Here is a 20,498-nt window from a genome sequence, read left to right as displayed (position 1 = left end):
TTGTGAAGGGCATCGCCGGTGACTGACCCCCTGCCCGCCGGACTGCACATCGTCGCCACTCCGATCGGCAATCTCGGCGACCTCTCGCCGCGGGCCGCCGATGTGCTGGCCAGGGCCGATTTGCTGCTGGTCGAGGATACCAGGGTCACCGCCCGCCTGCTCCAGCATATCGGCACGCGGACTCCGATGCGGCGCTACGACGACCATTCGACCGACGCCCAGCGGGACGCGATCGTCGCGGAGCTTGGCGGAAAGGCCGTCGCGCTGGTCAGCGACGCCGGAACGCCGCTCATTTCCGACCCCGGATACAAGCTGGTGAGCGCGGCCCGGGCGGCCGGCCACGCCATCCACACTGTTCCCGGCCCATGCGCCGCAATCGCCGCGGTGACGCTCGCCGGCCTGCCCACCGACCGCTTCCTGTTCGCCGGTTTCCTTCCGTCCAAGGAAAAGGCACGAGCCGATGCGATCGCCGAGATCGGCGGCCTTCGCGCCACACTTGTCTTCTACGAAAGCGGGCCGCGCCTCGGCGCCGCCCTTGCCGCGCTCGCGGCCGGCCTTGGCGGGCGCCACGCCGCGGTCGCGCGCGAACTGACCAAGCTGCATGAGGACTGCGTGACCGGGACGCTCGCCGAGCTTGCCGAGCGTTATCGAGAAGCCGGGCCCAGGGGCGAAATCGTCGTCGTGGTCGGCCCTCCGGCCGAAGCCGAACCGGCGTCCGACGACGCACTGGATTCGGCGCTTCGGGAGGCGCTGGCCGGCTTGTCGCCATCGCGGGCGGCGGCCGAGGTCGCGGCGAAGCTCGGACTCCCGCGCAAACGCGCTTACGCCCGCGCGCTAGAGCTCACCGGCCAATGAACCGCCCGCTCAGCCGGCAAGCGGCCGAGCACCGCGGGCGATGGGCGGAAACGCTCGCCTGCTGCTACCTCCGGCTCAAGGGCTGGCGGATCCTGGCGCGACGCGCCCGCGTCCGCGGCGGCGAAGTCGACGTCGTCGCCCGGCGCGGAAAAGTGGTCGCGTTCATCGAGGTCAAGGCGCGCGCTACCGAGGCAAGCGCCGCCGCATCGCTCGACCGCTACCGGCTCCGGCGCGTGGCAGCGGCCGCACAGCAGCTCGCCCCGCGCTATTCCCGCCCGGGCGACGACATCCGAATCGACGCCGTCTTCCTCGTCCCCGGCCGGCTGCCAAGGCATCTCCAGGACGTTTGGCAAGGATGACAAGCGCCCGCTCCTCGCCTACCGGCGCAGCCATGTCGCTTCGCGTTGCAGTCCAGATGGACCCGCTTTCCGGGATCAACATCTCCGGCGATTCCACCTTCGCCATCATGCTTGGCGCGCAATCGCGCGGGCACCGGCTTTACCATTACCTGGCCGAGGACCTGACCTACGAGAACGGGCGAGTGTTTGCCGGCGCGCATGAAGTCGCTGTGCAATCCGTGCCGGGCGACCATTTCCGAATGGGCGATTTCACCATCCTCGACCTTGGCCGCGACATCGACGTCGTGCTGATGCGGCAAGACCCGCCATTCGACCTCGGCTACATCACGGCCAGCCACTTGCTGGAGCGGCTTCACGGCGAAACCCTGGTGGTCAACGATCCCGTCGCCGTCCGCAACGCGCCCGAAAAGCTGTGGGTGCTCGATTATGCGCAGTTCATGCCGCCGACGGTCCTGACCCGGTCGCTGGGCGTCGCCCGCAAGTTCCTCGACGAACATGGCGAGATCGTCCTGAAGCCTCTCCACGGAAATGCCGGCAAGGCGGTCTTCAAGATCGGGGCCGACGGCGCCAACCTCGCCGCGCTGCTGGAGCTTTTCAACATCACCTATCGCGAGCCGCACGTGCTGCAGGCCTTCGTTCCCGAGGTGGCGGAGGGTGACAAGCGCATCGTGCTGGTCGACGGAGAGGTCGCCGGGGCCATCAACCGGCTTCCGGGCAAGGGCGAAATCCGCTCCAACCTGGCGGCCGGCGGAAGCGCCCAGGCCGCCGAGCTGACCGACCGGGAGCAGGAGATTTGCGCGGCCCTTGCGCCCGAGCTGAAGCGGCGCGGCCTGCTTTTCGTCGGCATCGACGTCATCGGCGGCAAGTGGCTGACCGAAATCAACGTCACCTCGCCAACCGGGATCGTCGCCATCGATAAGTTCAACGGCACCGACACCCCCGCCCTCATCTGGCAAGCCATCGAATCGAAGCTCGCCTAAGCGATGGCCGATTGGGTGATCAGGCTCATCGAGCAGACCGGCTACGTGGGCGTCTTCCTGCTGATGTTCCTGGAAACGGTCTTCCCGCCGATCCCGTCGGAAGTCATCATGCCGATCGCCGGCCTCGCCGCCGCGCGGGGGCAGATGGCGCTTTGGGGCGTGATCCTGAGCGGGACTGCCGGGGCGATGTTCGGCAATTTCTTCTGGTACCTGCTCGCCCGGGTCATCGGCATCGGGCGCTTCCGCCCGTTCATTGAGCGTCACGGCCGCTGGCTGACTCTCGACTGGTACGACGTCGAGAAAGCCGAGCACCTGTTCGGCCGGTTCGGCGGGATCGTCGTCGGCGCCGGGCGGATGCTGCCGACCATCCGCTCTGTCGTCTCGATCCCCGCCGGCCTGCTTCGGATGCGGCTCAAGAGCTTCCTGTTGTGGTCGTCGCTCGGCACCGCGGCGTGGAGTTCGGCGCTGGCCATCGCGGGCTTCGTGCTGGGCCAGCAGTTCGGCGAGATCGAGAAAGTCGTCGGCCCGCTTTCGATTGCCGTCATCATCGGCATCGTCGCCGCTTACGTGTGGCGGCAGATGACCTGGCGCCGCCGCCACCGGGACGACTGACCGCCCACCGCCACTCAAGCTCGCGGGTGCGCGTGCCGGTAGACGTCGAGCAGGTGGGCCGCGTCCACTTGCGTGTAGATCTGCGTCGACGACAGGCTCGCGTGGCCGAGTAGCTCCTGCAACGAGCGAAGGTCCGCGCCGCGCGCCAGCAGGTGAGTCGCGAAACTGTGGCGCAGCGCATGGGGAGTCAGCGTGTCGGGAAGCCCCAGCCGCTTGCGCGCCGCCCGCACCGCTCGCCGGACCAGGTCGGCGCTCAGCGGCCCGCCACGCGCGCCGACGAACAAGGGCGAATCGCCGCTGACGGGATAAGGGCATAATCCGACATATTCGGCGATCGCCTGCCGGACCGCGGGCACCACCGGCACGATCCGGGTCTTCGATCGCTTGCCAGTCACGCGGATGGCTTGCCCCAGCGGCAGCGAGCGCGCGGTGAGCGACAGCGCTTCCGAAACGCGCAGGCCCGACCCGTAAAGCAGCAGCAGCACCGCCAGGTCGCGGGCGCCGATCCACGGCTCGGAAGCAAAGGCGCTTGCATCCTCGGCAAGGGCAACGGCGTCGGCCGGCGCGGCGGGACGCGGCAGCGTCTTCGGGCGGCGCGGCGCGCGGGTGCGCGGCACCGCCGCTTTCACCCCTTGAATCTCAGCCGCGAAGGCAAGGAAGGCGCGAATCCCCGAAAGCTCGCGTGCCGCCGACGCCGCGCCAAGCCCGGACGTTCGGCGCGCCGCGAGGAAAGCACGCAAATCCTGCGCGGTAACCTGGAGCAGGTCGGCCAACGCGACTTCCTCGCCGCGATACTGGCCGAGAAAATCGATCAGCCGGTGCGCGGTGCCGATATAGGCGCGAACCGTGTGCGGCGAGCGCCGGCGGTCATGCGCCAAATGCTTCCCCCACCGCTCGACCGAGGCCGAGGCCGGATGGGGAAGCGCGTCCATTACCCAGCCGTTTGCGGGAAGGCCGGCACCTTGGCGACGTCGTCCGGCTCGTGCTGGATGACGACCTTCGCGCCCAGCTTCTTCGCCAGCGCCTCAAACGCGTCCATCGACTTCAGTGTCTGGTCGCGGCTCGTGTTGAACGGCGGCACGCCGCGCTTCTCGCGCGCCATGGTCGAATGGTAGAGGTCGCCGGTCAGTAGCACGGGCCCGCTGGCAAGCTTGACCAACAGCGCCATGTGATCCGGCGTGTGGCCCGGCAGGTGCAGCGCAATGACGCTGCCGTCGCCAAAGACGTCGGTGTCGGCGGTGACCGGCTGAACCTTGCCGCCGGCCGAGCGCCACGGACCGAAGGGATCGTCCTTCCCGGCGGTCTGGTCGAAATCGGCCTTGCCGACGAGCAGCCGAGCGTTCGGGAACTGGGCCGCCTGGCCGGTGTGATCGGGATGCATGTGGCTGATCCCGACGATGTCGATGTCGCCCGGCTTCAGCCCGCCCTTGGCCAGTTGATCGGTCAGCGTCGCATCGAAGTGCGCCACCATGTCGCCGGCGTCGAACGATCCGCCCGGCTTGCCGCCGCCAAGCCCGGTATCCCACAACAGATGCTGGTCGCCGTGGGTGATCAGATAGCAGCTATCGGTGATGTCCTTCGGTCCCTTGGGATACAATCCCGGGCGGTCGGAGAAGAACTTGTCGAAATCCTTGATCGTGGCCGTGCCGCAATCGAGCCGCGCGAGGGTCAGCTTCGGCGCCGCGTTACCCGCCTCATTCGCGGCAACCGCATTCGGCTCCGCCGCGGGCTGCCCGCAGGCTCCCGCAAACAGAAATATCGCTGCGATCGCGGGCCATTTCGTCATTGCAAGCCTCCTGCCGTGCCGCTCACTCGGTGTAATGCGCGGATGTCTTTGCGCGAACTTCCTCCGCAGTCACCCCCGGCGCCAGTTCAACCAGCTTGAACGCGCTGTCGTGGTCGGGGCGGTGAAAGACGCACAGGTCGGTGATGATCATGTCGACGACGTTCTTGCCGGTCAGCGGCAACGTGCATTCCGGAATGAACTTCGGGTCGCCGTTCTTGGACGTATGTTCCATCACCACGATGATCTTCTTGACCCCGGCGACCAGGTCCATGGCGCCGCCCATCCCCTTGATCATCTTGCCGGGGATCATCCAGTTGGCGATGTCGCCCTTCTCGCTGATCTCCATGCCGCCGAGCACGGCCAGGTCGATATGGCCGCCGCGGATCATCGCGAAGCTCTGGTCCGATGAGAAATAGCTGGTCTGCGCTAGCTGGCTTACCGTCTGCTTGCCGGCGTTGATCAGGTCGGCGTCGACTTCATCGTCATAAGGGAACGGGCCGATGCCCAGCATCCCGTTCTCGCTCTGGAGCGTGACCGTCATGCCGGCCGGCACATGGTTGGCGACCAGGGTCGGGATGCCGATGCCCAGGTTGACGTAATAGCCGTCGCGAAGCTCCTTTGCGGCGCGCGCGGCCATGTCGTCGCGGGTCCACGCCATGCCTATCGCTCCGTGATCATGTCGGCGGGAATTGGAAACTCGGGCGTCTCCTCCTGCCAGAGGATCGAGGCGACCAGCCAGCGGCCGCCCACCTTAACCAGCTGGAAGCTGTTGATCCCGCGCTCGTCGAAGCTGCCGCTGGCTGTCTTGCCATGATAGGAGGACCAGACGCTGGCGAGGTTACCGTAGACCTCCACGCGGCGGCCAAGCTCCTGTTCGTCGAAGCCCTCTTTCTCGAGGATCGGGCCGCTGCGCGCGATGTAATCGTCAAGCGTTCCGCCGCGAACGCCCGCCGGCGTGATCACGCGCATCGTCGCGGTCGGCGTGAACAGCGTCCGCATTTTGGCGAAATCGCGCGGCTGACCGGGCGGGCCGGATATGATGGCATAGACGCCGTCGATCGCCTGATCGATTGCGGCCAAATCGGCGGGATTGGCTGCGGTCATCTTGGTTCCTGTCGGTGTCGTTGTCGCGCAGCCGGCAAGCGCGAGCGCCCCGGCGATCGCAAAGGCCCGGATCATGCCGCCTCCCTGGTCCGCGTCGTGCGGAATTCGATCTGCTTGTCATAAGGCCCGCCGACGATCAGGCGGTTCACGTAGATGGATGGCAGGTGGATGCAGTCGGGATCGAGGCTGCCGGTGGCTACCATCTCCTCGACCTCGACCACGCAGACCTTGCCGCAGGTCGCTGCGGGTTGGTTGAAATTGCGGGCGGTCTTGCGGAAGGTCACATTGCCGCTCTCGTCGGCCTTATGGCCTTTGACGATGGCCAGGTCGGCGACGATCCCGCGTTCGAGCACGTAGGTGTCCCCGTCAAACTCCTTCAGCTCCTTGCCTTCGGCGACGACGGTGCCGACCCCGGTCTTGGTGTAGAAGCCCGGAATGCCCGCGCCGCCGGCCCGCATCCGCTCGGCCAGCGTGCCTTGCGGGCAGAACTCGACCTCCAGCTCGCCGGCAAGAAACTGGCGCTCGAACTCCTTGTTCTCACCCACGTAGGAGGAGATCATCTTCTTGACCTGCCGAGTGCGAAGCAGCTTGCCGAGCCCGACATTGTCGATGCCCGCATTGTTGGACGCGATGGTCAGATCCTTGACGCCGCTCTCGACGATGGCGTCGATCAGCCGCTCGGGAATACCGCACAGGCCAAAGCCGCCTGCGGCGATCGTCATCCCGTCGAACAGCAGCCCGTCGAGCGCCGCCGAAGCATCGGGATAAATCTTGCGTGCCACCGGCTAGCCCTTGAGCTTGGCGAGCACGCCCTGCAGCTGCATGGCGTTCGACATATCGCCTTCGACCTTGAGCTTGCCGGTCATGAAAGCGGTCATGCCGTCGAGCTCGCCAGCGGCCATTTTCTGCCAGTCTTCCCAGCTGGTCTTGATCGTCGTGTCGGCCGCACCGTCGGCTTCGGTAACCTGCTCCGACGCGCCATCCAGAAGGACCGTGCCTTCCGAACCGAAGTCGAGCTTTACCGTCTTGCCGGCAACCCAGGCCCGGTTTTCCTGCATCTTCGAAACGAGTTCCTGCTTGGTCATTGCGGCATCTCCTTTGTCCCATTCGCTAGCGGGCCGTTGCGGGCGCATCAAGGCAGCCCTATCTGGCGAGCATGGGATATGAACCGGAGCTCAAGCTCTTCATCAACGGAAGCTGGCGCACGGGCGAAGGCCGTGACAGCTTCCAGGTCGTCAACCCGGTCACCGGCGAAGGCATTGCCGACGTGCCCCTGGCGACCGAAGCGGACCTGGACGAAGCGCTGGACACCGCCAAGCGCACCTACCCCGAATGGCGCGCGACCGACGTCGAGAAGCGCAGCGCCATCCTGCACAAGGCCGCAAAACTGCTGAAGGAACGCGCCGACCAGATCGGCCGGACGCTGACCCAGGAACAGGGCAAGCCCTTTGCCGAAGCCAAGGGCGAGGTCTTCGGGGCAGCGTCCCTGTTCGATTGGTACGCCGAGGAGATCAAGCGCGACTATGGCCGCGTCCTGGTCCGGCCGCCGGGGCAGCTTTCACGCGTGATGCACGAGCCGGTCGGACCGGTGGCGACGTTCACCCCGTGGAATTTCCCGATCTATCTGCTCGCGAAAAAGGTCGCCGCCGCACTTGCCGCCGGCTGCTCGGTGATTGCCAAGCCGCCGGAGGAGACGCCGGGCAACACGCTCGCAGTCGCCCAGGCGCTCGACGATGCCGGCCTGCCCAAGGGCGTGTTCCAATTGGTCCACGGCGTGCCGGACATGGTCAGCCGCCACCTCATCGCGTCGCCCACGATCCGCAAGGTCAGCTTCACCGGGTCGACCGCGGTCGGCAAGCACTTGATGAAGCTGTGCGCCGACAGCATGACCCGGGTGACGATGGAGCTTGGCGGCCACGCGCCGGTGCTGATCTTCGACGATTGCGACTTGGAAAAGACGCTGGACATGGTGGTCCCGCAGAAATTCCGGAACGCGGGCCAGGTCTGCGTGTCGCCGACCCGATTCTACGTGCAGGAATCCATCTACGAGGCCTTCATCAAAGGCTTTGCCGAGCGCACCCGCAAGGTGACGATGGGTGACGGCCTGGAGGCGGAAACCAGGATGGGTCCGCTGGCCAACAAGCGGCGTCCCGAAGCGATCGGCGCCCTGGTTGCGGACGCCAAGGCGAAGGGCGCGCGCCTGGTCGAAGGCGGCGAACCGGGCGACAGCGGTTTCTTCTTCCGGCCGACCCTGCTTGCGGACGTCCCGGTCGAAGCCGACATCATGAATACCGAACCCTTCGGCCCCGTTGCCGTGTCACGCGCCTTCAAGGACATGGACGAAGCGATCGAGCAGGCGAACCGCCTTCCGTTCGGTCTGGCCGCCTTTGCCTTCACCGAGAACGGTCGCCGAGCCAACTTGCTTGGCGACGCGATCGAAGCCGGCATGGTCGGGATCAACACCTTCGCCATTTCGGTCGCTGACGCGCCATTCGGCGGGGTCAAGGATTCGGGCTTCGGCAGCGAGGGCGGCAAGGAAGGGCTCGAGACCTACCAGGTCGTCAAGGCGATCCACCAGGCCTAGCTAGTCGCTGGAAATCATTCCGGCATCCAGCAATGCCCGCCTGATCGTCGGGAGCGACAGCCGCGCCCGCTCGGCAATGGCGTAGCGGTCGACGACTTCGACGGCGCGCTCGGCCGTCCAGTAATCGCGCTCGATCCGCTCCGACATGAAGCGCAGCGCCTCGCGCGGAATATGCAGCCCGCGGTCGGCAAAATGCAGGTCGATGACCTGCTGGCACAAAGTATCGTCGGGCGGCCCGATGGTGGTCGCCGGAGTCACCGCGATCCGGGTCCGCAAGTCGGGCAGCGCAATGTCCCAGTCCGGCGGCACCGAATCGGCGATCATCACCAGTGGTCGACCGCTATCCTGCGCCGCGTTCCAGGCATGGAACACCTCTTCCTCGTCCGCCCGGTCGGCCTGGTCGATCAACCGTCCGCCAACCCGCTCGACGAAGCTTCGCGCCAACAGGCTGCGGCCGGACCGTCGCGGGCCGGTGAGGATCGTCGCCTTGACCGGCCACATGCTCCACTTGCGAAAATGCTCGAACGCTTCCCGGTTCGGCTCCCCAAGGATGAAGCGCGTGTCGCCTTGGGTCTGCGGCCAGTCCAGGGGCAGCGCGATCTGGTCCGCGCCGCGGTTCACTGCGCCGCGCCGCTCTGGTTCGTCGCTGGCGGCTGGGGTTGCGGCTGCGGCTGCGGCGAATTCGGAGCGGTGGAACCCGGCTGCGCACTGGGCGCGGGCGCGGCAGGCCGAACCACGTACATCCGCAACGTTTCGCCGGTGATGTCCACGCCCCAGCCCCGCGCGACTAGGATGGCCCGCATGGTCTGCAGGTTGCCGCGATAGGCGACGTTGAAATTGCTGATGTTGCCGATGCCGATGTTGATCTGACCGACGCTCGATACGCCCGGCACGGTGCGCAGGTGGGCAAGCGCGCTGTTGTAAGTCGGCGCGTTGGGCGTGACGACCTGCACCTGGAAGGTCGACGTCGCCTGCTCCGGCTTCTTCTCCGGCTCCTTCTTTTCCTCCAAATCCTCGGCCGGGGGCGGCTCGGGCTGGTTCAACGTCCGGTCCCGCTGCAGCAACCCGGCCGCGAAGGCATCGGCGAACAGCCGATCCATCCGCTCGACACCTTGGGCCATCATCTGGGGCAAGGCGGCGCTGTTGGGCGCGGTCATGCTGAAGCCGCCGACAATCTCCCGATCCGGGCCGTGACGGGCGATGAAGCGCGCCTGCGCCGGGCCGCCGGGGTAGAGCCGGTGCAATTGCACTTCCGCGACCAGAATGTCGGCGGCACCGTACAGGTCGAGCAGGTTGCGCCATGCACTCCTGCCCGGCCGCATGGTCTGGGAGGCGTTGAGCAGCAGCGGGTCGCCGCCCATGCCGCTGATCCGCACATAATCGATCGGCGTCTGGGACGTCCGGAACTGGGCCCATGCCCGCTGCCAGCCATTGCGCAGCTCAACGCTCGTCGCGCTTCCGCCCGTCACCACGATCGGGATCAGGAGCATCGGCTGCGAGCGTTGCTGGACGCCGCCTATGCCGAGCAATTCCCCGGCCCGCGCGCGGTCGAACAACACGCCGAGGTCGGCGATGTAGCGGGTCGGGCCGATCTGTTCGCGTTGCACGATGATCGAGCTGACGAGCTGATCGAGCAACGAATCCGGTAGGTTCGGCGCCTGGCTGACCGGCAGCCCGTGGGATTTCGCCCAAAGCTTCTTGAAGCCTTCGCGCTGGGCGATTCGCCAGCCGGCGAAGCGCGCCGCATTGGAATCTTTGCCGGCGACATCGACGTGAATGTCGTCAACCTCCAGCGTCCCGGAGCTGTCGAGCGGCATGATCCCGCGGTCGCCGCTTTCCATCTGCGCATAAAGAAAGCCCCCGGCGGAAAGGCCGAGGATCAAGAGGAGCGCAAGGATCAGCTTTGGGCGGCGAGCCATTGGTGGCGCTTTTGGCGACAACGGCGTGGAAATCCAAGCGCGATGTGGCTAGCTGCGCCGCGCAATGTCCCAGAAGCCACTGACTTATGCCGATTCCGGCGTGTCGATCGACGCCGGCAATGCCCTCGTCAAGGCGATCGGGCCGCTCGCGCGCTCGACCGCGCGGCCGGGCGCAGGGGCGGAGCTTGGCGGCTTCGGAGGAGTCTTCGACCCCAAGGCTGCCGGTTACAAGGATCCGCTGCTGGTCGCCGCCAACGATGGTGTCGGCACGAAGCTTAAGCTGGCAATCGACCTTGGCCGCCACGAGGGGGTGGGAATCGACCTGGTGGCGATGTGCGCCAACGACCTCATCGTCCAGGGCGCCGAGCCACTCTTTTTCCTCGACTATTTCGCGACCGGCAAGCTTGATACCGGCGTCGCGCAAGCCGTGGTCGCGTCCATCGCCGAAGGATGCCGGCAGGCAGGCTGCGCACTGATTGGCGGCGAAACCGCCGAGATGCCCGGCATGTATGCCGCCGGCGACTACGATCTGGCCGGCTTTTGCGTCGGAGCGGTCGAGCGGGGCGAAATGCTCGACGGTTCGAAAGTCGCGCCCGGCGACGTCGTCGTCGGCCTCGCCAGCACTGGCGTGCACAGCAACGGCTTCTCCCTCGTCCGCAGGATCGTCGCCGAGCGCAATTGGGACCTTGGACAAGACGGCCTGGGCAACCAGTTGCTGGAGCCGACGCGGATTTACGTTCGCGCCCTGCTCCCGCTGGTCCGGGACGGCCTCATCCACGGGCTCGCGCACATCACCGGCGGCGGGCTGCTGGAAAATGTCCCGCGCGTACTTCCGGAGGATTGCAGGGCGGATATCGACGTCGGCGCCTGGTCGCTGCCGGCGCTGTTCGCCAAGCTCCAGGACGGCGGGAACGTCGCCGCGCCGGAAATGGCGCGTACGTTCAATTGCGGCGTCGGGATGGTGGCCATCGTCGCGCAAGCCGATTGCGCTGCAGTCATCGCGCGCCTCGAGCAGGCCGGCGAGCGCGCCTTCGTCATCGGGCGCATCGAAGCCGGACAGCGCGGCTGCACGGTGCGTGGCCCGGCGGGCTCATGGAATTCGGCCGAGGAGTGGACGGCCAGCCACGATGCATGACCCGGCGCGCGTCGCGGTGCTGATCTCCGGACGCGGCAGCAACATGAGGGCCCTGGTGGAAAGAGCGAGCGGGTACGAAGTGGCGCTGGTCGCTTCGAATCGGCCCGAGGCGGCGGGGCTCGACTGGGCGCGGGCAAGGCAGCTTCCGACCTGGACATGGGACAGCCGCGGCCGTGGGAAGGCCGAATTCGAGGCGGCGCTCAACCAAGCGCTCGACGATCACCGAATCGGGACCATCGCACTCGCCGGCTTCATGCAGATCTTGACGGCGCAGTTCACCCAACGCTGGGCCGGGCGCGTCCTCAACATCCACCCATCGCTGCTGCCGAAATATCGCGGTCTCGACACGCACAAGCGCGCGCTTGAAGCCGGCGACAAGGTTGCCGGCTGCAGCGTCCATCTGGTCACCGAGGAGCTGGATGCCGGGGATGTGTTGGCGCGGGCCGAGGTGCCCGTGCTTGCCGGCGACGACGCCAAAAGCCTGGAAGAGCGGGTGCTCGCGGCGGAGCACCGGCTCTATCCCGAAGCGCTAGGCGACTTTGTCAGCCGGCAATCGCCAGCCGCGCCGATCCCCCTGACCGGCTAGCCGACAATCGCCAGCTGCGCCGATCCCCCGGATCGGCTAGCCGACGATTTCTTCAGGCTTGAAGAAGTAGTCGATCTCGATCTTCGCATTTTCGTCGCTGTCGGAGCCGTGGACCGAATTGGCTTCGATCGATTCGGCGAATTCCTTGCGGATGGTGCCTTCGTCGGCCTGCTCCGGGTTGGTGGCGCCCATCACTTCGCGATTGCGGCGAACGGCGTCTTCGCCCTCAAGCACCTGCACGACCACGGGGCCCGAGGTCATGAAGCTGCACAGGTCGTTGAAGAACGGCCGTTCGCGGTGAACGCCGTAAAAGCCTTCCGCCTGTTCGCGGCTCATCAGGATGCGCTTGGAGGCGACGACGCGAAGGCCGGCGTCCTCCAGCTTCTTGGTGACCGCGCCGGTCAGGTTGCGGCGGGTGGCGTCGGGCTTGATGATCGAAAAGGTGCGCGTCGCGGCCATGGCCGTGCGTCTCCTGCTTTGGGTTGGTGGAATTGGCCGAGCGCCTAGCCGCGCCAGCGCCAACGGGCAAGGCTTAGGCCTTTTCGGCCCAGCGGCCGCCCTCCATCGCCCAATAGTGGCGATCGACGCCGCGCCCGGTCAGCAGCTTCCACGCGAGCCGAGCGCCGTCGAGAGTCGCGGCATCGAATAGATAGAATGCGCGCTCGAAGTTCAGCGCCGCCTCCCGCCACTCGCCGTCGGCGATCAGCAGGTTGCGGGCGACGTTCGCCGCGTCGGGCGTGGTCGAAAGCAAGATCGGCTGCCGGGCGTCGTCGGTCCCGCCCGATAGCCCATGCGGCAGGAAGCTGGTCGGACTGAAGTCCCACAACAGCCGGTCGAGCCGGGCGAGCGCGGCTTCGCCCGACGCGACGATCAGCAGGCGCTCCCCGCCATCGAGGAGCTTTTGCGCGAGCGCAGCGACGACCTGTTCGACCGGCGTGCCGGCGAGCTGATAGAAATCGACGCGCACGCGGCTCCGCTAGCGCTCCAGATTGTCGGCGACGAACTGGTCGAGCAAGCGCACCGCGAAGCCGGTCGCGCCCTTGTCGTAGGTGTCGGACGCCTTGTCCGCCCACGCTTTGCCCGCCATGTCGACGTGCGCCCAGGCGACGCCGTCATCGACGAAGCGCTTGATGAATTGCGCCGCGGTGATCGAGCCGCCCTCGCGCGGGCCGACGTTCTTCATGTCCGCGATCGGCGAATCGATCAGCCGGTCGAACGGTTCGCCAAGCGGCATCCGCCACAATTTATCGCCGCTGGTCGCGCCCGCCTTGGTGAGCTTGTTGGCAAGGCCGTCGTCAGGGGAGAACAGTCCGGCATATTCATGGCCAAGGCTGATGAGGATCGCGCCGGTCAGAGTCGCAAAGTCGATGATCGTCTTCGGCTTGTAGGTCCGCTGCACGTACGTGATCGCGTCCGCGAGGACGAGGCGCCCCTCAGCGTCGGTGTTGATCACCTCGATCGTCTGGCCCGACATGCTGGTCACGACATCGCCCGGGCGCTGCGCATTGCCGTCGGGCATATTTTCAACCAGGCCGCAGATGGCGACGATGTTCGCTTTGGCCTTCCGCTTGGCCAGCGCCAGCATCGCACCGGCAACGCCGCCGGCGCCGCCCATGTCCCACTTCATCGCTTCCATGCCGGCGGCCGGCTTGATCGAAATGCCGCCGGTGTCGAACGTAACGCCCTTGCCGACGAACGCGACGGGCGTTTCGCCTTCCGCGCCGCCGTTCCAGCGCAGCACCAGCAGGCGCGCATCGCGGACCGAGCCCTGCGCGACGCCAAGCAGCGCGCCCATACCAAGCTTGGCCATGGCCGCGCCATCGAGCGCTTCGACTTCAAGGCCGGTGCCTTCGGCGGCCGCGCGGACGCGCTCGACGAAGGTTTCCGGATAGATGATGTTTGCCGGCTCGGTCACCAGCTCGCGGGTGAGCGAAGCGCCTTCCGCAACCGCCGACCAGCGATCGTCCCAGCGCGCTTTCGCGCCCTCCCCGCCGCCGACGATCGTCACCTTGGCGACGGTCGGCTTCTGCTTGTCCTTCAGCTTGGTCCGGTAGCGGTCGTAACGCCACGCGCGCAGCGATGCCGAAAGGGCGACGCGGGCCGCTGCATCGGCGTCGAAATTGAGGCCGGACAGGTCGATGACCACGTGCGTTTCGCCCGAGGTCAGCAGCTTGGCGATGGCGCCGCCCCCGATCTTTTCCGCCGCTTCCGGAGGGGTCGAGCCGCCGCCGGCACCGACGAACACGATCCGCCTGACCGTCCCGCCATCGTCGGCGAAGACTTCCGCCGTGCTGCCGCTGTCGCCGTCGAAGCGCTGGGCGCGAAGCGCCGCATCGACGTTGGCCGCGGACAAGGCGGCTGCCGCCGGGCGGTTGGAGCCCAAGGCCGGAATGACGAGGGCATAGTCTCCGCTGGGGCGGCTGGCGGGGAATTCAATTTGCATCGACGTTTCCTGTAAGTCGTGATTTGCCGGCGCTTTAGGGCTGCTGCCGTCAGTTGGCAAAGCCGCTTCGACAAGTGATTGTCGGCTGGCCGACGAGGTGCGATAGCGTCGGCTGGACGAGGTTTCGAGGCGGGCGGAAGCATTTTGCGTAGTCGATTGGTCTGGTGGGCGGCCCTGCCGCTGCTGCTCGCCCCGCTGAGCGGCGCGCACGCACAGGGAGTTGGCGCCCCAGCTTCGCCCGCGCCCGCCGAGGAAGCGGTCGAATTCAGCGCCGACCAGCTGACCTACGATAGCCAGAATGACGTCGTCACGGCGACCGGCCAGGTCCGCATGTCGCGAGAGGGCAATTACCTTGCCGCGGACCGCGTCGTCTGGACCCGAAGCACGGGGCAGGTCCGAGCGGAAGGCAATGTCGTCATCGTCAATCCGACCGGCGACAAGCTGGTCGGTGAGAATGTGGCGTTGAGCGATACGTTGCGCGACGGCACCATCGACAATCTTCTCGTCGCGCTTGAAGGCGGCGGTCGAATCGCAGCCGAACGCGGAACCCGCAACGGCGACGTGACGACGCTTGAAAACGCCGCTTATTCGGCGTGCCCGGTGACCAGCGCGACAGGCTGCTCGCGCCGCCCAAGCTGGGTCATCACCGCCGCCCGGGTGATCCACGATCCGGCGACGAACCGGGTCCTGTTCCGCGGCGGCCGATTGCAGCTGTTCGGGCTGACCCTGCCGCTGTTGCCGATATTCAGCGTCAGCTCCGACGGCAGCGGCGCTACCGGCTTCCTTCCCCCCGACCTTAAGATTTCGCGCAAGAACGGCTTTGAGGTCGCGCTACCCTATTTCTGGCGGGTCGCGCCCAATCGCGACCTCACCATTACCCCGCACCTCTACACCGGCACCTTGCCGGCGATCGAGGCCAAGTACCGCCAGCTGAACGAGCTTGGCGCCTTCCAGGTCGGCGGGTTCCTGACCTACGGCACCATTGAGAGTTCCGACTTCGCAAGCCTTGCGCCAGGCGAACGCGAACGCGGCCTTCGCGGATATATCGAGGCCAACGGACGCGCCCAGCTCGACCCGTTGTGGACAGTGACCGGCTACCTGCGCGCGGCCTCGGACAAGACGGTCACGCGCCGCTACGACATCACGCGCGACGACCGGCTGCGCAATTTCGTCAACGCCGAACGGATCGCTCCGGACAGCTACGTCTCGATCGCCGGCTGGGCGTTCCAGGGGCTGCGCGTCGACGACGTGCAGAAGCAATTCCCGATCGCACTGCCGGCGATCGACGCCCGGCTGCGCCTTACTCCGCCAATCCTGGGTGGGAAGGTCGAGCTCCAGGCGAACAGCCTCGCGATCCTGCGCGTCGACGGGCAGGACACCCAGCGCGCCTTTGCAAGCGCTCAATGGACGCTTCGGCGGCTGACCCCGCTGGGGCAGCAGCTGACCCTGACCGCTTTCGGTCGAGGCGACGCCTATCACACCAACGATGCCGAAGAGACGGTCGTGCCGATCTACCGCGGCACCAACGGCTGGCATGTGCGCGGGATCGGCGCGCTCGCCGCTGACCTGCAATGGCCGTTGATCGGACCGTTGCTCGGCGGAATCCAGCGCGTCACCCCGCGCGTTCAGATCGTGGCGACCCCGCCAACGCCCAACCTGGCGATCCCGAACGAAGACGCGCGCTCCGTCGACCTTGAGGACAGCAACCTGTTCGCGCTCAACCGCTTCCCCGGCTATGACCGCTGGGAAGACGGTTCGCGGGTGACCTACGGCGTCGACTGGATGTACGACCGGCCAAGCCTGTCGATCAGTTCGACCATCGGCCAGAGCTATCGGATCACGCGCAGGGCCGGCATCTTTCCGGAAGGGACGGGCCTGACCGACCGCTTGTCCGACGTCGTCGGCCGGACCAGCATCCGCTACGGCACCTTTGTCGACCTCACCCACCGCTTCCGGCTGGACAAGGACAACCTCGCCGTTCGCCGGAACGAGCTCGACCTCACCGTCGGCTCGTCGGAAACTTACGTTCAGATCGGGTACCTGCGGCTCAACCGCGACATCAGCGAGACGGTCGAGGATTTGCGCGACAAGGAAGAGCTTCGCCTCGCCGGGCGAGTGAAATTCGCGCGCTACTGGTCGGTCTTCGGAGCAACGGTGCTGGACCTGACGGACAAGGACGAAGATCCGTTCTCGCTGGCGGACGGGTTCGAGCCGGTGCGCAACCGGCTCGGCATCTCCTACGAGGACGATTGCCTGGAGCTTGGCGTCACGTGGCGGCGCGACTATGAGCGGCTCGGGGAGTTCCGCAAGGGCAACACCTTCGCGCTTCAGATCGCGCTTAAGGGCCTCGGCCGCTAAGCCTGCGTTCAGCGGGAAAGGGCCAAGCGCTCGGGCAGAATATATTGGGTAATAAGGAAATTCGTACGTGGTGACTTCGAGAACGACGCGCTCGCGCCTGGCTTCGATCCTGCTCGCGGCAACGATTGGCGTTGCCGGTGCGGCGTTCGCGCAGACTGCCCCCCAGGCACAACCGCAGTCACAACCGCAGCCGCAACCCAACAGCGCCAGCGCCCTGAAGCTTCCGGAAAATCCGCAACTGTACGGCACGACCCTGCCGTCGGTCGTCAAGGCGACCGCGATCGTCAACGGCGCGGTCATTACCCAGACGGACATCGACCAGCGGGTCGCGCTGCTTGCAGCCGCGAGCGGAAAGCCGATCCCGAAGGAGCAGATGCCCGAGCTTCGCCAGCAGGTGCTCGGCAACCTGATCGACGAAGTGCTGCAGATCCAGGCCGCGAAGGCCGAGAAGATCACGGTCACGGAAAAGGACATCGACCGCGCAATCGCTCGGCTCGCCCAGGCTAATAAGCAGAGCCAGGAGCAGCTATCCAAATATCTGGAATCGAACGGTTCGTCCCTGAAGGCAGTGCGCCGGCAGTTCGAAGGCGAGCTGGCCTGGGAGAAGCTGCTTCGCGCCAAGATCGAAGACACGATCCACGTTGGCGACGACGAAGTGAAGTCGGTGATCGATCGGATGAACGCGTCCAAGGGCGCGCGCCAGTATAAGGTCAGCGAAATCTACCTGTCGGCGCCGGGCGGCGACATTGCCCAGGCGACGGCGCGTGCCACCCAGATCCTCGAGCAATTGGCGAAGGGTGCATCCTTCCCCGCTTATGCGCGCCAGTATTCGGAGGCTTCGACCGCCGCGGTCGGCGGCGATCTCGGCTGGGTTCGCCCGGAACAGCTGCCGGAATCGATGGCGGCCGTGCTGCAGCAGATGTCGCCGGGCAGCATCAGCCGCCCAATCCCGGTTCCGGGTGGCGTGTCGATTGTCGGGCTTGAAGACGTCCGCAACTTCCTCGCGCCCGATCCGCGCAATGCCGTGCTCACGCTCAAGCAGTTGACCATCAAGTTGCCGGGCTCATCCGGGGCCGAAACTGAAGCGGCGCTGCGCCGGTTCGCTGCCGCCGCGCAGAACATCGGCGGCTGCGGCGGGGCCGAGAAGATCGCCAATGAGTTCAGCGGCGAAATCGTCGAGAGCGATTCCACCAAGCTTCGCGACCTTCCGCCGGCCCTGCAGGAAATGATGATGCAGATGCAGGTCGGCCAGGCGACCCGTCCGTTCATCGGCAACGACGACGGCAGCGCGCGCATCCTGGTCCTATGCGGCCGCGAGGTTCCGCAGGAAGGGACTCCCACCAAGGACCAGATCTATGCGCAGTTGAACGAGCAGCGCGTCAATTCGCGTGCCCGTCGTTACTTGCGCGACCTTCGCCGTGATGCGGTGATCGAATTCCGCTAGAGTTTGGCGCCATGGGGCGGTCTCCCCTTCCGCCGATCGCGATCTCGCTGGGCGACCCGGCCGGCATCGGGCCCGAGGTCGTGGCCAAGTGTTGGGATAACCGCGACCGCTTTTCGCTGCCGCCATTCGTTGCAATTGGCGATCCCAAGTCGATTGCGGCGGTGTGGGACGGTCCGATCGAGCTGGTCGACGACCCCCGTCAAGCCGAGGCGGCCTTCGATACCGGCCTTCCATTGTTGCAGATTCGGTCGGCCTCCGAAGACGCGCCCGGGCACCCCAGCGTGGCCGGCGCGCATTGCTCGCTCGATTGCCTCGAAATCGCGGTCGGACTGGCGCGCTCCGGCTCCGCATCGGCTGTCGTCACCGGCCCGGTGTCGAAGCAGCAGCTCTACGGCATCGGCTTTTCCCATCCCGGCCAGACCGAATTCGTCGCCGAGCGGTGCGGCGTTTCGGGCGGCAACGTGGCGATGATGCTGGCCGGACCGACGCTTCGGACCGTGCCGATGACGACTCACATGCCGCTTCGCGAAGTCGCCGACGCGCTCACGCCGTCGCTGGTGGAAGCGCGGGCGCGCACGACCTTGCGCGGGCTGCAGCGGCTGTTCGGGATTGCCGAGCCTCGTCTCGCGATTGCCGGCTTCAACCCCCACGCCGGTGAAGGCGGAGCGCTGGGACGCGAAGACGTCGAGGTGCTTGAGCCGGCGATCGCGACCTTGCGCGCCGAAGGATGGCGGGTCACCGGCCCGACCCCCGCGGACACCATGTTCCATGCGGCGGCACGGGCCAAATACGATGCGGCCCTGTGCGCCTATCACGACCAGGCTCTGATCCCGATCAAGGCGCTTCACTTTGAAGAAGCGGTCAACATCACGCTTGGCCTGCCCATCATCCGCACCGCGCCGGACCATGGGACGGCTTTCGACATCGCCGGCCAGGACCGGGCCAACCCGCTGCCGCTGTCGGCGGCGATCCGGATGGCTGCGCAATGCGCCCAGAATCGGCTGGAAACCGTGTGAGCGGCGGGCCCGAGCCGCTGCGCGATGTCATCGGCCGGCACGGCCTGAATGCGAGCAAGGCGCTAGGGCAGAACTTCATCCTCGACCGCCAGCTGCTGGCGCGGATCGCCGCAATTCCCGGCAACCTTCAAGACTCGACCGTCTACGAAGTCGGCCCCGGCCCGGGCGGCCTGACTCGCGCCTTGCTGGACGCCGGTGCCCGCGTGGTCGCAGTCGAGCGCGACCGGCGCTGCCTGCCGGCCCTCCAGGAGCTTGAGGCCGAATATCCAGGCCTGTCGGTGATCGAAGGCGACGCACTGCGGATCGACGAGCAGGCCGCGGTCGGCTCCGGCGCCCACGTCGTTGCCAACCTGCCCTACAATATCGGGACTGCGCTGCTGTTGCGGTGGCTCGGCAGCGAGGCTTGGCCGCCCTGGTGGGCGTCGCTGACATTGATGTTCCAGAAGGAGGTGGCGGAGCGGATCGTCGCTTCGCCGGGGAGCGACGCCTACTGCCGCCTGTCGGTCGCCGCGCAGTGGCGTTCGCATCCGCGGCTAGCGATGACGGTCAGCCGATCGGCCTTCGTGCCGCCGCCGAAGGTGACCTCTGCGGTGGTCCACATGGTGCCCGCGGAGGCGCCAGAGGGCGTTCGCGCGCCGATCATGGAAGCGTTGACCCAGGCGGCGTTCGGGCAGCGGCGCAAGATGCTGCGTTCAAGCCTGAGGCAGATGCCAGGCGCGCTCGATGCGCTGGCCACGGTGGGGATCGACCCGGAGCGGCGGGCGGAAACCCTGACGGTCGCCGACTTCGTCGCGGTTGCCCGCGAGCTCAGCTAGTCAGACTTGGACTTGCCGGCCGGCTTGACCGAAGCGACCGTCGGCCCGCGCGAAATTACAGCGGAAAGCTGAGTCACCTGCCTGCAGCCGCTGGTGCAGATGCGCTGCAGCTTGGCCAGGTTCTCGCGCGCCCTCGGCACAGCGCCAAGCTCAACCATCGCTTCGCCCTGCACCTCGATCGCGTCGAGGTCGTTGGGTTCAAGCTCCAATGCCTTGTTCGTAAGCCGGATGGCTTTGCCGAACAGCTTTTGCTTCTGCGCGACGCGGGCGAGGTCGACGAAAGCGGAACGGTTGCGCGGATCGACGGCCAGGGCCGTTTCCAGAAGGCCGGCCGCGTCCACTAGGTTACCCGCAACGACTTCGCGTTGGGCCTGGCGTTCAAGATCGAGGGATAGCGGCGCGATCTGGTTGTCCGGCCGCTGGCCGACCACCGGGCTGGCGACAAGTGCGCCGGCGGCGCCAAGCAGCAGGAATCGCATCGAAATCCGCATCATTCTCTCCA

The 20,498-nt window shown here is 66.7% G+C and carries 23 protein-coding genes; 11 read left to right on the top strand and 12 right to left on the bottom strand.

The window, feature by feature from the left end:
* The first annotated feature begins 18 nt into the window (after positions 1 to 18).
* From rsmI to G7078_RS05360, 4 genes are read left to right on the top strand one after another with little or no spacing between them, the layout of a single operon-like run.
* Entirely contained in the window at positions 19 to 855 is an 837-nt protein-coding gene (gene rsmI / locus G7078_RS05375; RefSeq protein WP_166093772.1) for a 16S rRNA (cytidine(1402)-2'-O)-methyltransferase, read from the top strand.
* Positions 852 to 1,214: a YraN family protein gene (locus G7078_RS05370; protein ID WP_166093770.1), complete on the top strand. Its 363-nt coding sequence runs from the start codon at positions 852 to 854 to the stop codon at positions 1,212 to 1,214. Before rsmI ends, G7078_RS05370 begins: the two co-directional genes overlap by 4 nt.
* Positions 1,215 to 1,246: 32 nt before the next feature.
* On the top strand, positions 1,247 to 2,194 hold the full coding sequence (gshB, locus tag G7078_RS05365) for a glutathione synthase (protein WP_166093768.1): 948 nt from the start codon (positions 1,247 to 1,249) through the stop codon (positions 2,192 to 2,194).
* Between the two features lie 3 nt (positions 2,195 to 2,197).
* Positions 2,198 to 2,806 carry a DedA family protein gene (locus G7078_RS05360; RefSeq protein ID WP_166093765.1) on the top strand — a complete coding sequence of 203 codons (609 nt, stop codon included), beginning with the start codon at positions 2,198 to 2,200 and terminating at the stop codon, positions 2,804 to 2,806.
* Positions 2,807 to 2,820: 14 nt separating this feature from the next.
* On the opposite strand, the gene G7078_RS05355 is transcribed toward G7078_RS05360, so the two are convergent.
* From G7078_RS05355 to G7078_RS05330, 6 genes are read right to left on the bottom strand one after another with little or no spacing between them, the layout of a single operon-like run.
* Entirely contained in the window at positions 2,821 to 3,738 is a 918-nt protein-coding gene (locus tag G7078_RS05355) for a tyrosine recombinase XerC (protein WP_166093762.1), read from the bottom strand.
* The gene (locus G7078_RS05350) at positions 3,738 to 4,592 is read right to left on the bottom strand and encodes an N-acyl homoserine lactonase family protein (RefSeq protein ID WP_166093760.1); all 855 of its coding nucleotides are present in this window, start codon (positions 4,590 to 4,592) and stop codon (positions 3,738 to 3,740) included. The genes G7078_RS05355 and G7078_RS05350 overlap by 1 nt, the downstream gene beginning before the upstream one ends.
* Before the next feature lie 22 nt (positions 4,593 to 4,614).
* Positions 4,615 to 5,250, bottom strand: a complete 636-nt coding sequence (locus tag G7078_RS05345) for a CoA transferase subunit B (RefSeq protein WP_166093759.1) — start codon at positions 5,248 to 5,250, stop codon at positions 4,615 to 4,617.
* A 2-nt stretch (positions 5,251 to 5,252) separates the two neighbouring features.
* Complete coding sequence (locus G7078_RS05340; protein ID WP_166093757.1) at positions 5,253 to 5,771, bottom strand: nuclear transport factor 2 family protein; 519 nt, start codon at positions 5,769 to 5,771, stop codon at positions 5,253 to 5,255.
* A complete protein-coding gene (locus G7078_RS05335; protein WP_166093754.1) occupies positions 5,768 to 6,478 on the bottom strand; it encodes a CoA transferase subunit A in 711 nt (236 codons plus the stop codon). Before G7078_RS05335 ends, G7078_RS05340 begins: the two co-directional genes overlap by 4 nt.
* Before the next feature lie 3 nt (positions 6,479 to 6,481).
* Positions 6,482 to 6,781: an SCP2 sterol-binding domain-containing protein gene (locus G7078_RS05330; RefSeq protein WP_166093751.1), complete on the bottom strand. Its 300-nt coding sequence runs from the start codon at positions 6,779 to 6,781 to the stop codon at positions 6,482 to 6,484.
* Positions 6,782 to 6,852: 71 nt separating this feature from the next.
* Here G7078_RS05330 and G7078_RS05325 point away from each other — a divergent pair, with 71 nt between their 5' ends.
* The gene (locus G7078_RS05325; protein ID WP_166093748.1) at positions 6,853 to 8,280 is read left to right on the top strand and encodes an NAD-dependent succinate-semialdehyde dehydrogenase; all 1,428 of its coding nucleotides are present in this window, start codon (positions 6,853 to 6,855) and stop codon (positions 8,278 to 8,280) included.
* Here G7078_RS05325 and G7078_RS05320 read toward each other — a convergent pair whose 3' ends face one another.
* The gene (locus G7078_RS05320; RefSeq protein ID WP_166093746.1) at positions 8,281 to 8,901 is read right to left on the bottom strand and encodes an HdaA/DnaA family protein; all 621 of its coding nucleotides are present in this window, start codon (positions 8,899 to 8,901) and stop codon (positions 8,281 to 8,283) included.
* Entirely contained in the window at positions 8,898 to 10,199 is a 1,302-nt protein-coding gene (locus G7078_RS05315; protein WP_166093744.1) for a heavy-metal-associated domain-containing protein, read from the bottom strand. Before G7078_RS05315 ends, G7078_RS05320 begins: the two co-directional genes overlap by 4 nt.
* A 64-nt stretch (positions 10,200 to 10,263) precedes the next feature.
* Here G7078_RS05315 and purM point away from each other — a divergent pair, with 64 nt between their 5' ends.
* Together purM and purN are read left to right on the top strand one after the other, a co-directional pair.
* Positions 10,264 to 11,334 (top strand): phosphoribosylformylglycinamidine cyclo-ligase, encoded by a 1,071-nt coding sequence (purM, locus tag G7078_RS05310; RefSeq protein ID WP_166093742.1) that lies wholly within the window; start codon positions 10,264 to 10,266, stop codon positions 11,332 to 11,334.
* Positions 11,327 to 11,920 (top strand): phosphoribosylglycinamide formyltransferase, encoded by a 594-nt coding sequence (gene purN / locus G7078_RS05305; protein ID WP_166093740.1) that lies wholly within the window; start codon positions 11,327 to 11,329, stop codon positions 11,918 to 11,920. Before purM ends, purN begins: the two co-directional genes overlap by 8 nt.
* 36 nt (positions 11,921 to 11,956) lie before the next feature.
* Here purN and ndk read toward each other — a convergent pair whose 3' ends face one another.
* From ndk to G7078_RS05290, 3 genes are all read right to left on the bottom strand, one after another.
* A complete protein-coding gene (gene ndk, locus G7078_RS05300) occupies positions 11,957 to 12,379 on the bottom strand; it encodes a nucleoside-diphosphate kinase (RefSeq protein ID WP_166093738.1) in 423 nt (140 codons plus the stop codon).
* A gap of 73 nt (positions 12,380 to 12,452) precedes the next feature.
* Positions 12,453 to 12,887 carry a DNA polymerase III subunit chi gene (locus G7078_RS05295; RefSeq protein WP_166093736.1) on the bottom strand — a complete coding sequence of 145 codons (435 nt, stop codon included), beginning with the start codon at positions 12,885 to 12,887 and terminating at the stop codon, positions 12,453 to 12,455.
* 9 nt (positions 12,888 to 12,896) lie between these two features.
* Positions 12,897 to 14,363, bottom strand: a complete 1,467-nt coding sequence (locus G7078_RS05290) for a leucyl aminopeptidase (protein WP_166093734.1) — start codon at positions 14,361 to 14,363, stop codon at positions 12,897 to 12,899.
* Between the two features lie 144 nt (positions 14,364 to 14,507).
* Here G7078_RS05290 and G7078_RS05285 point away from each other — a divergent pair, with 144 nt between their 5' ends.
* The 4 genes from G7078_RS05285 (at position 14,508) to rsmA (ending at position 19,996) form a co-directional block, all read left to right on the top strand.
* On the top strand, positions 14,508 to 16,721 hold the full coding sequence (locus G7078_RS05285; protein ID WP_246166492.1) for an LPS-assembly protein LptD: 2,214 nt from the start codon (positions 14,508 to 14,510) through the stop codon (positions 16,719 to 16,721).
* Positions 16,722 to 16,935: 214 nt separating this feature from the next.
* On the top strand, positions 16,936 to 18,165 hold the full coding sequence (locus G7078_RS05280) for a peptidylprolyl isomerase (protein ID WP_425505265.1): 1,230 nt from the start codon (positions 16,936 to 16,938) through the stop codon (positions 18,163 to 18,165).
* A gap of 11 nt (positions 18,166 to 18,176) precedes the next feature.
* The gene (gene pdxA, locus G7078_RS05275; RefSeq protein ID WP_166093730.1) at positions 18,177 to 19,181 is read left to right on the top strand and encodes a 4-hydroxythreonine-4-phosphate dehydrogenase PdxA; all 1,005 of its coding nucleotides are present in this window, start codon (positions 18,177 to 18,179) and stop codon (positions 19,179 to 19,181) included.
* Positions 19,178 to 19,996: a 16S rRNA (adenine(1518)-N(6)/adenine(1519)-N(6))-dimethyltransferase RsmA gene (gene rsmA, locus G7078_RS05270; protein WP_425505262.1), complete on the top strand. Its 819-nt coding sequence runs from the start codon at positions 19,178 to 19,180 to the stop codon at positions 19,994 to 19,996. The genes pdxA and rsmA overlap by 4 nt, the downstream gene beginning before the upstream one ends.
* On the opposite strand, the gene G7078_RS05265 is transcribed toward rsmA, so the two are convergent.
* The gene (locus tag G7078_RS05265; RefSeq protein WP_246166491.1) at positions 19,993 to 20,490 is read right to left on the bottom strand and encodes a tetratricopeptide repeat protein; all 498 of its coding nucleotides are present in this window, start codon (positions 20,488 to 20,490) and stop codon (positions 19,993 to 19,995) included. The genes rsmA and G7078_RS05265 overlap by 4 nt on opposite strands.
* Between the last annotated feature and the right edge of the window lie 8 nt (positions 20,491 to 20,498).

Origin of the sequence: Sphingomonas sinipercae (assembly GCF_011302055.1) — a bacterium.
Lineage (GTDB): Bacteria > Pseudomonadota > Alphaproteobacteria > Sphingomonadales > Sphingomonadaceae > Sphingomicrobium > Sphingomicrobium sinipercae.
Note: the sequence above shows the minus strand (reverse complement) of the source record. Positions and strands in the feature narration are given on the sequence as shown.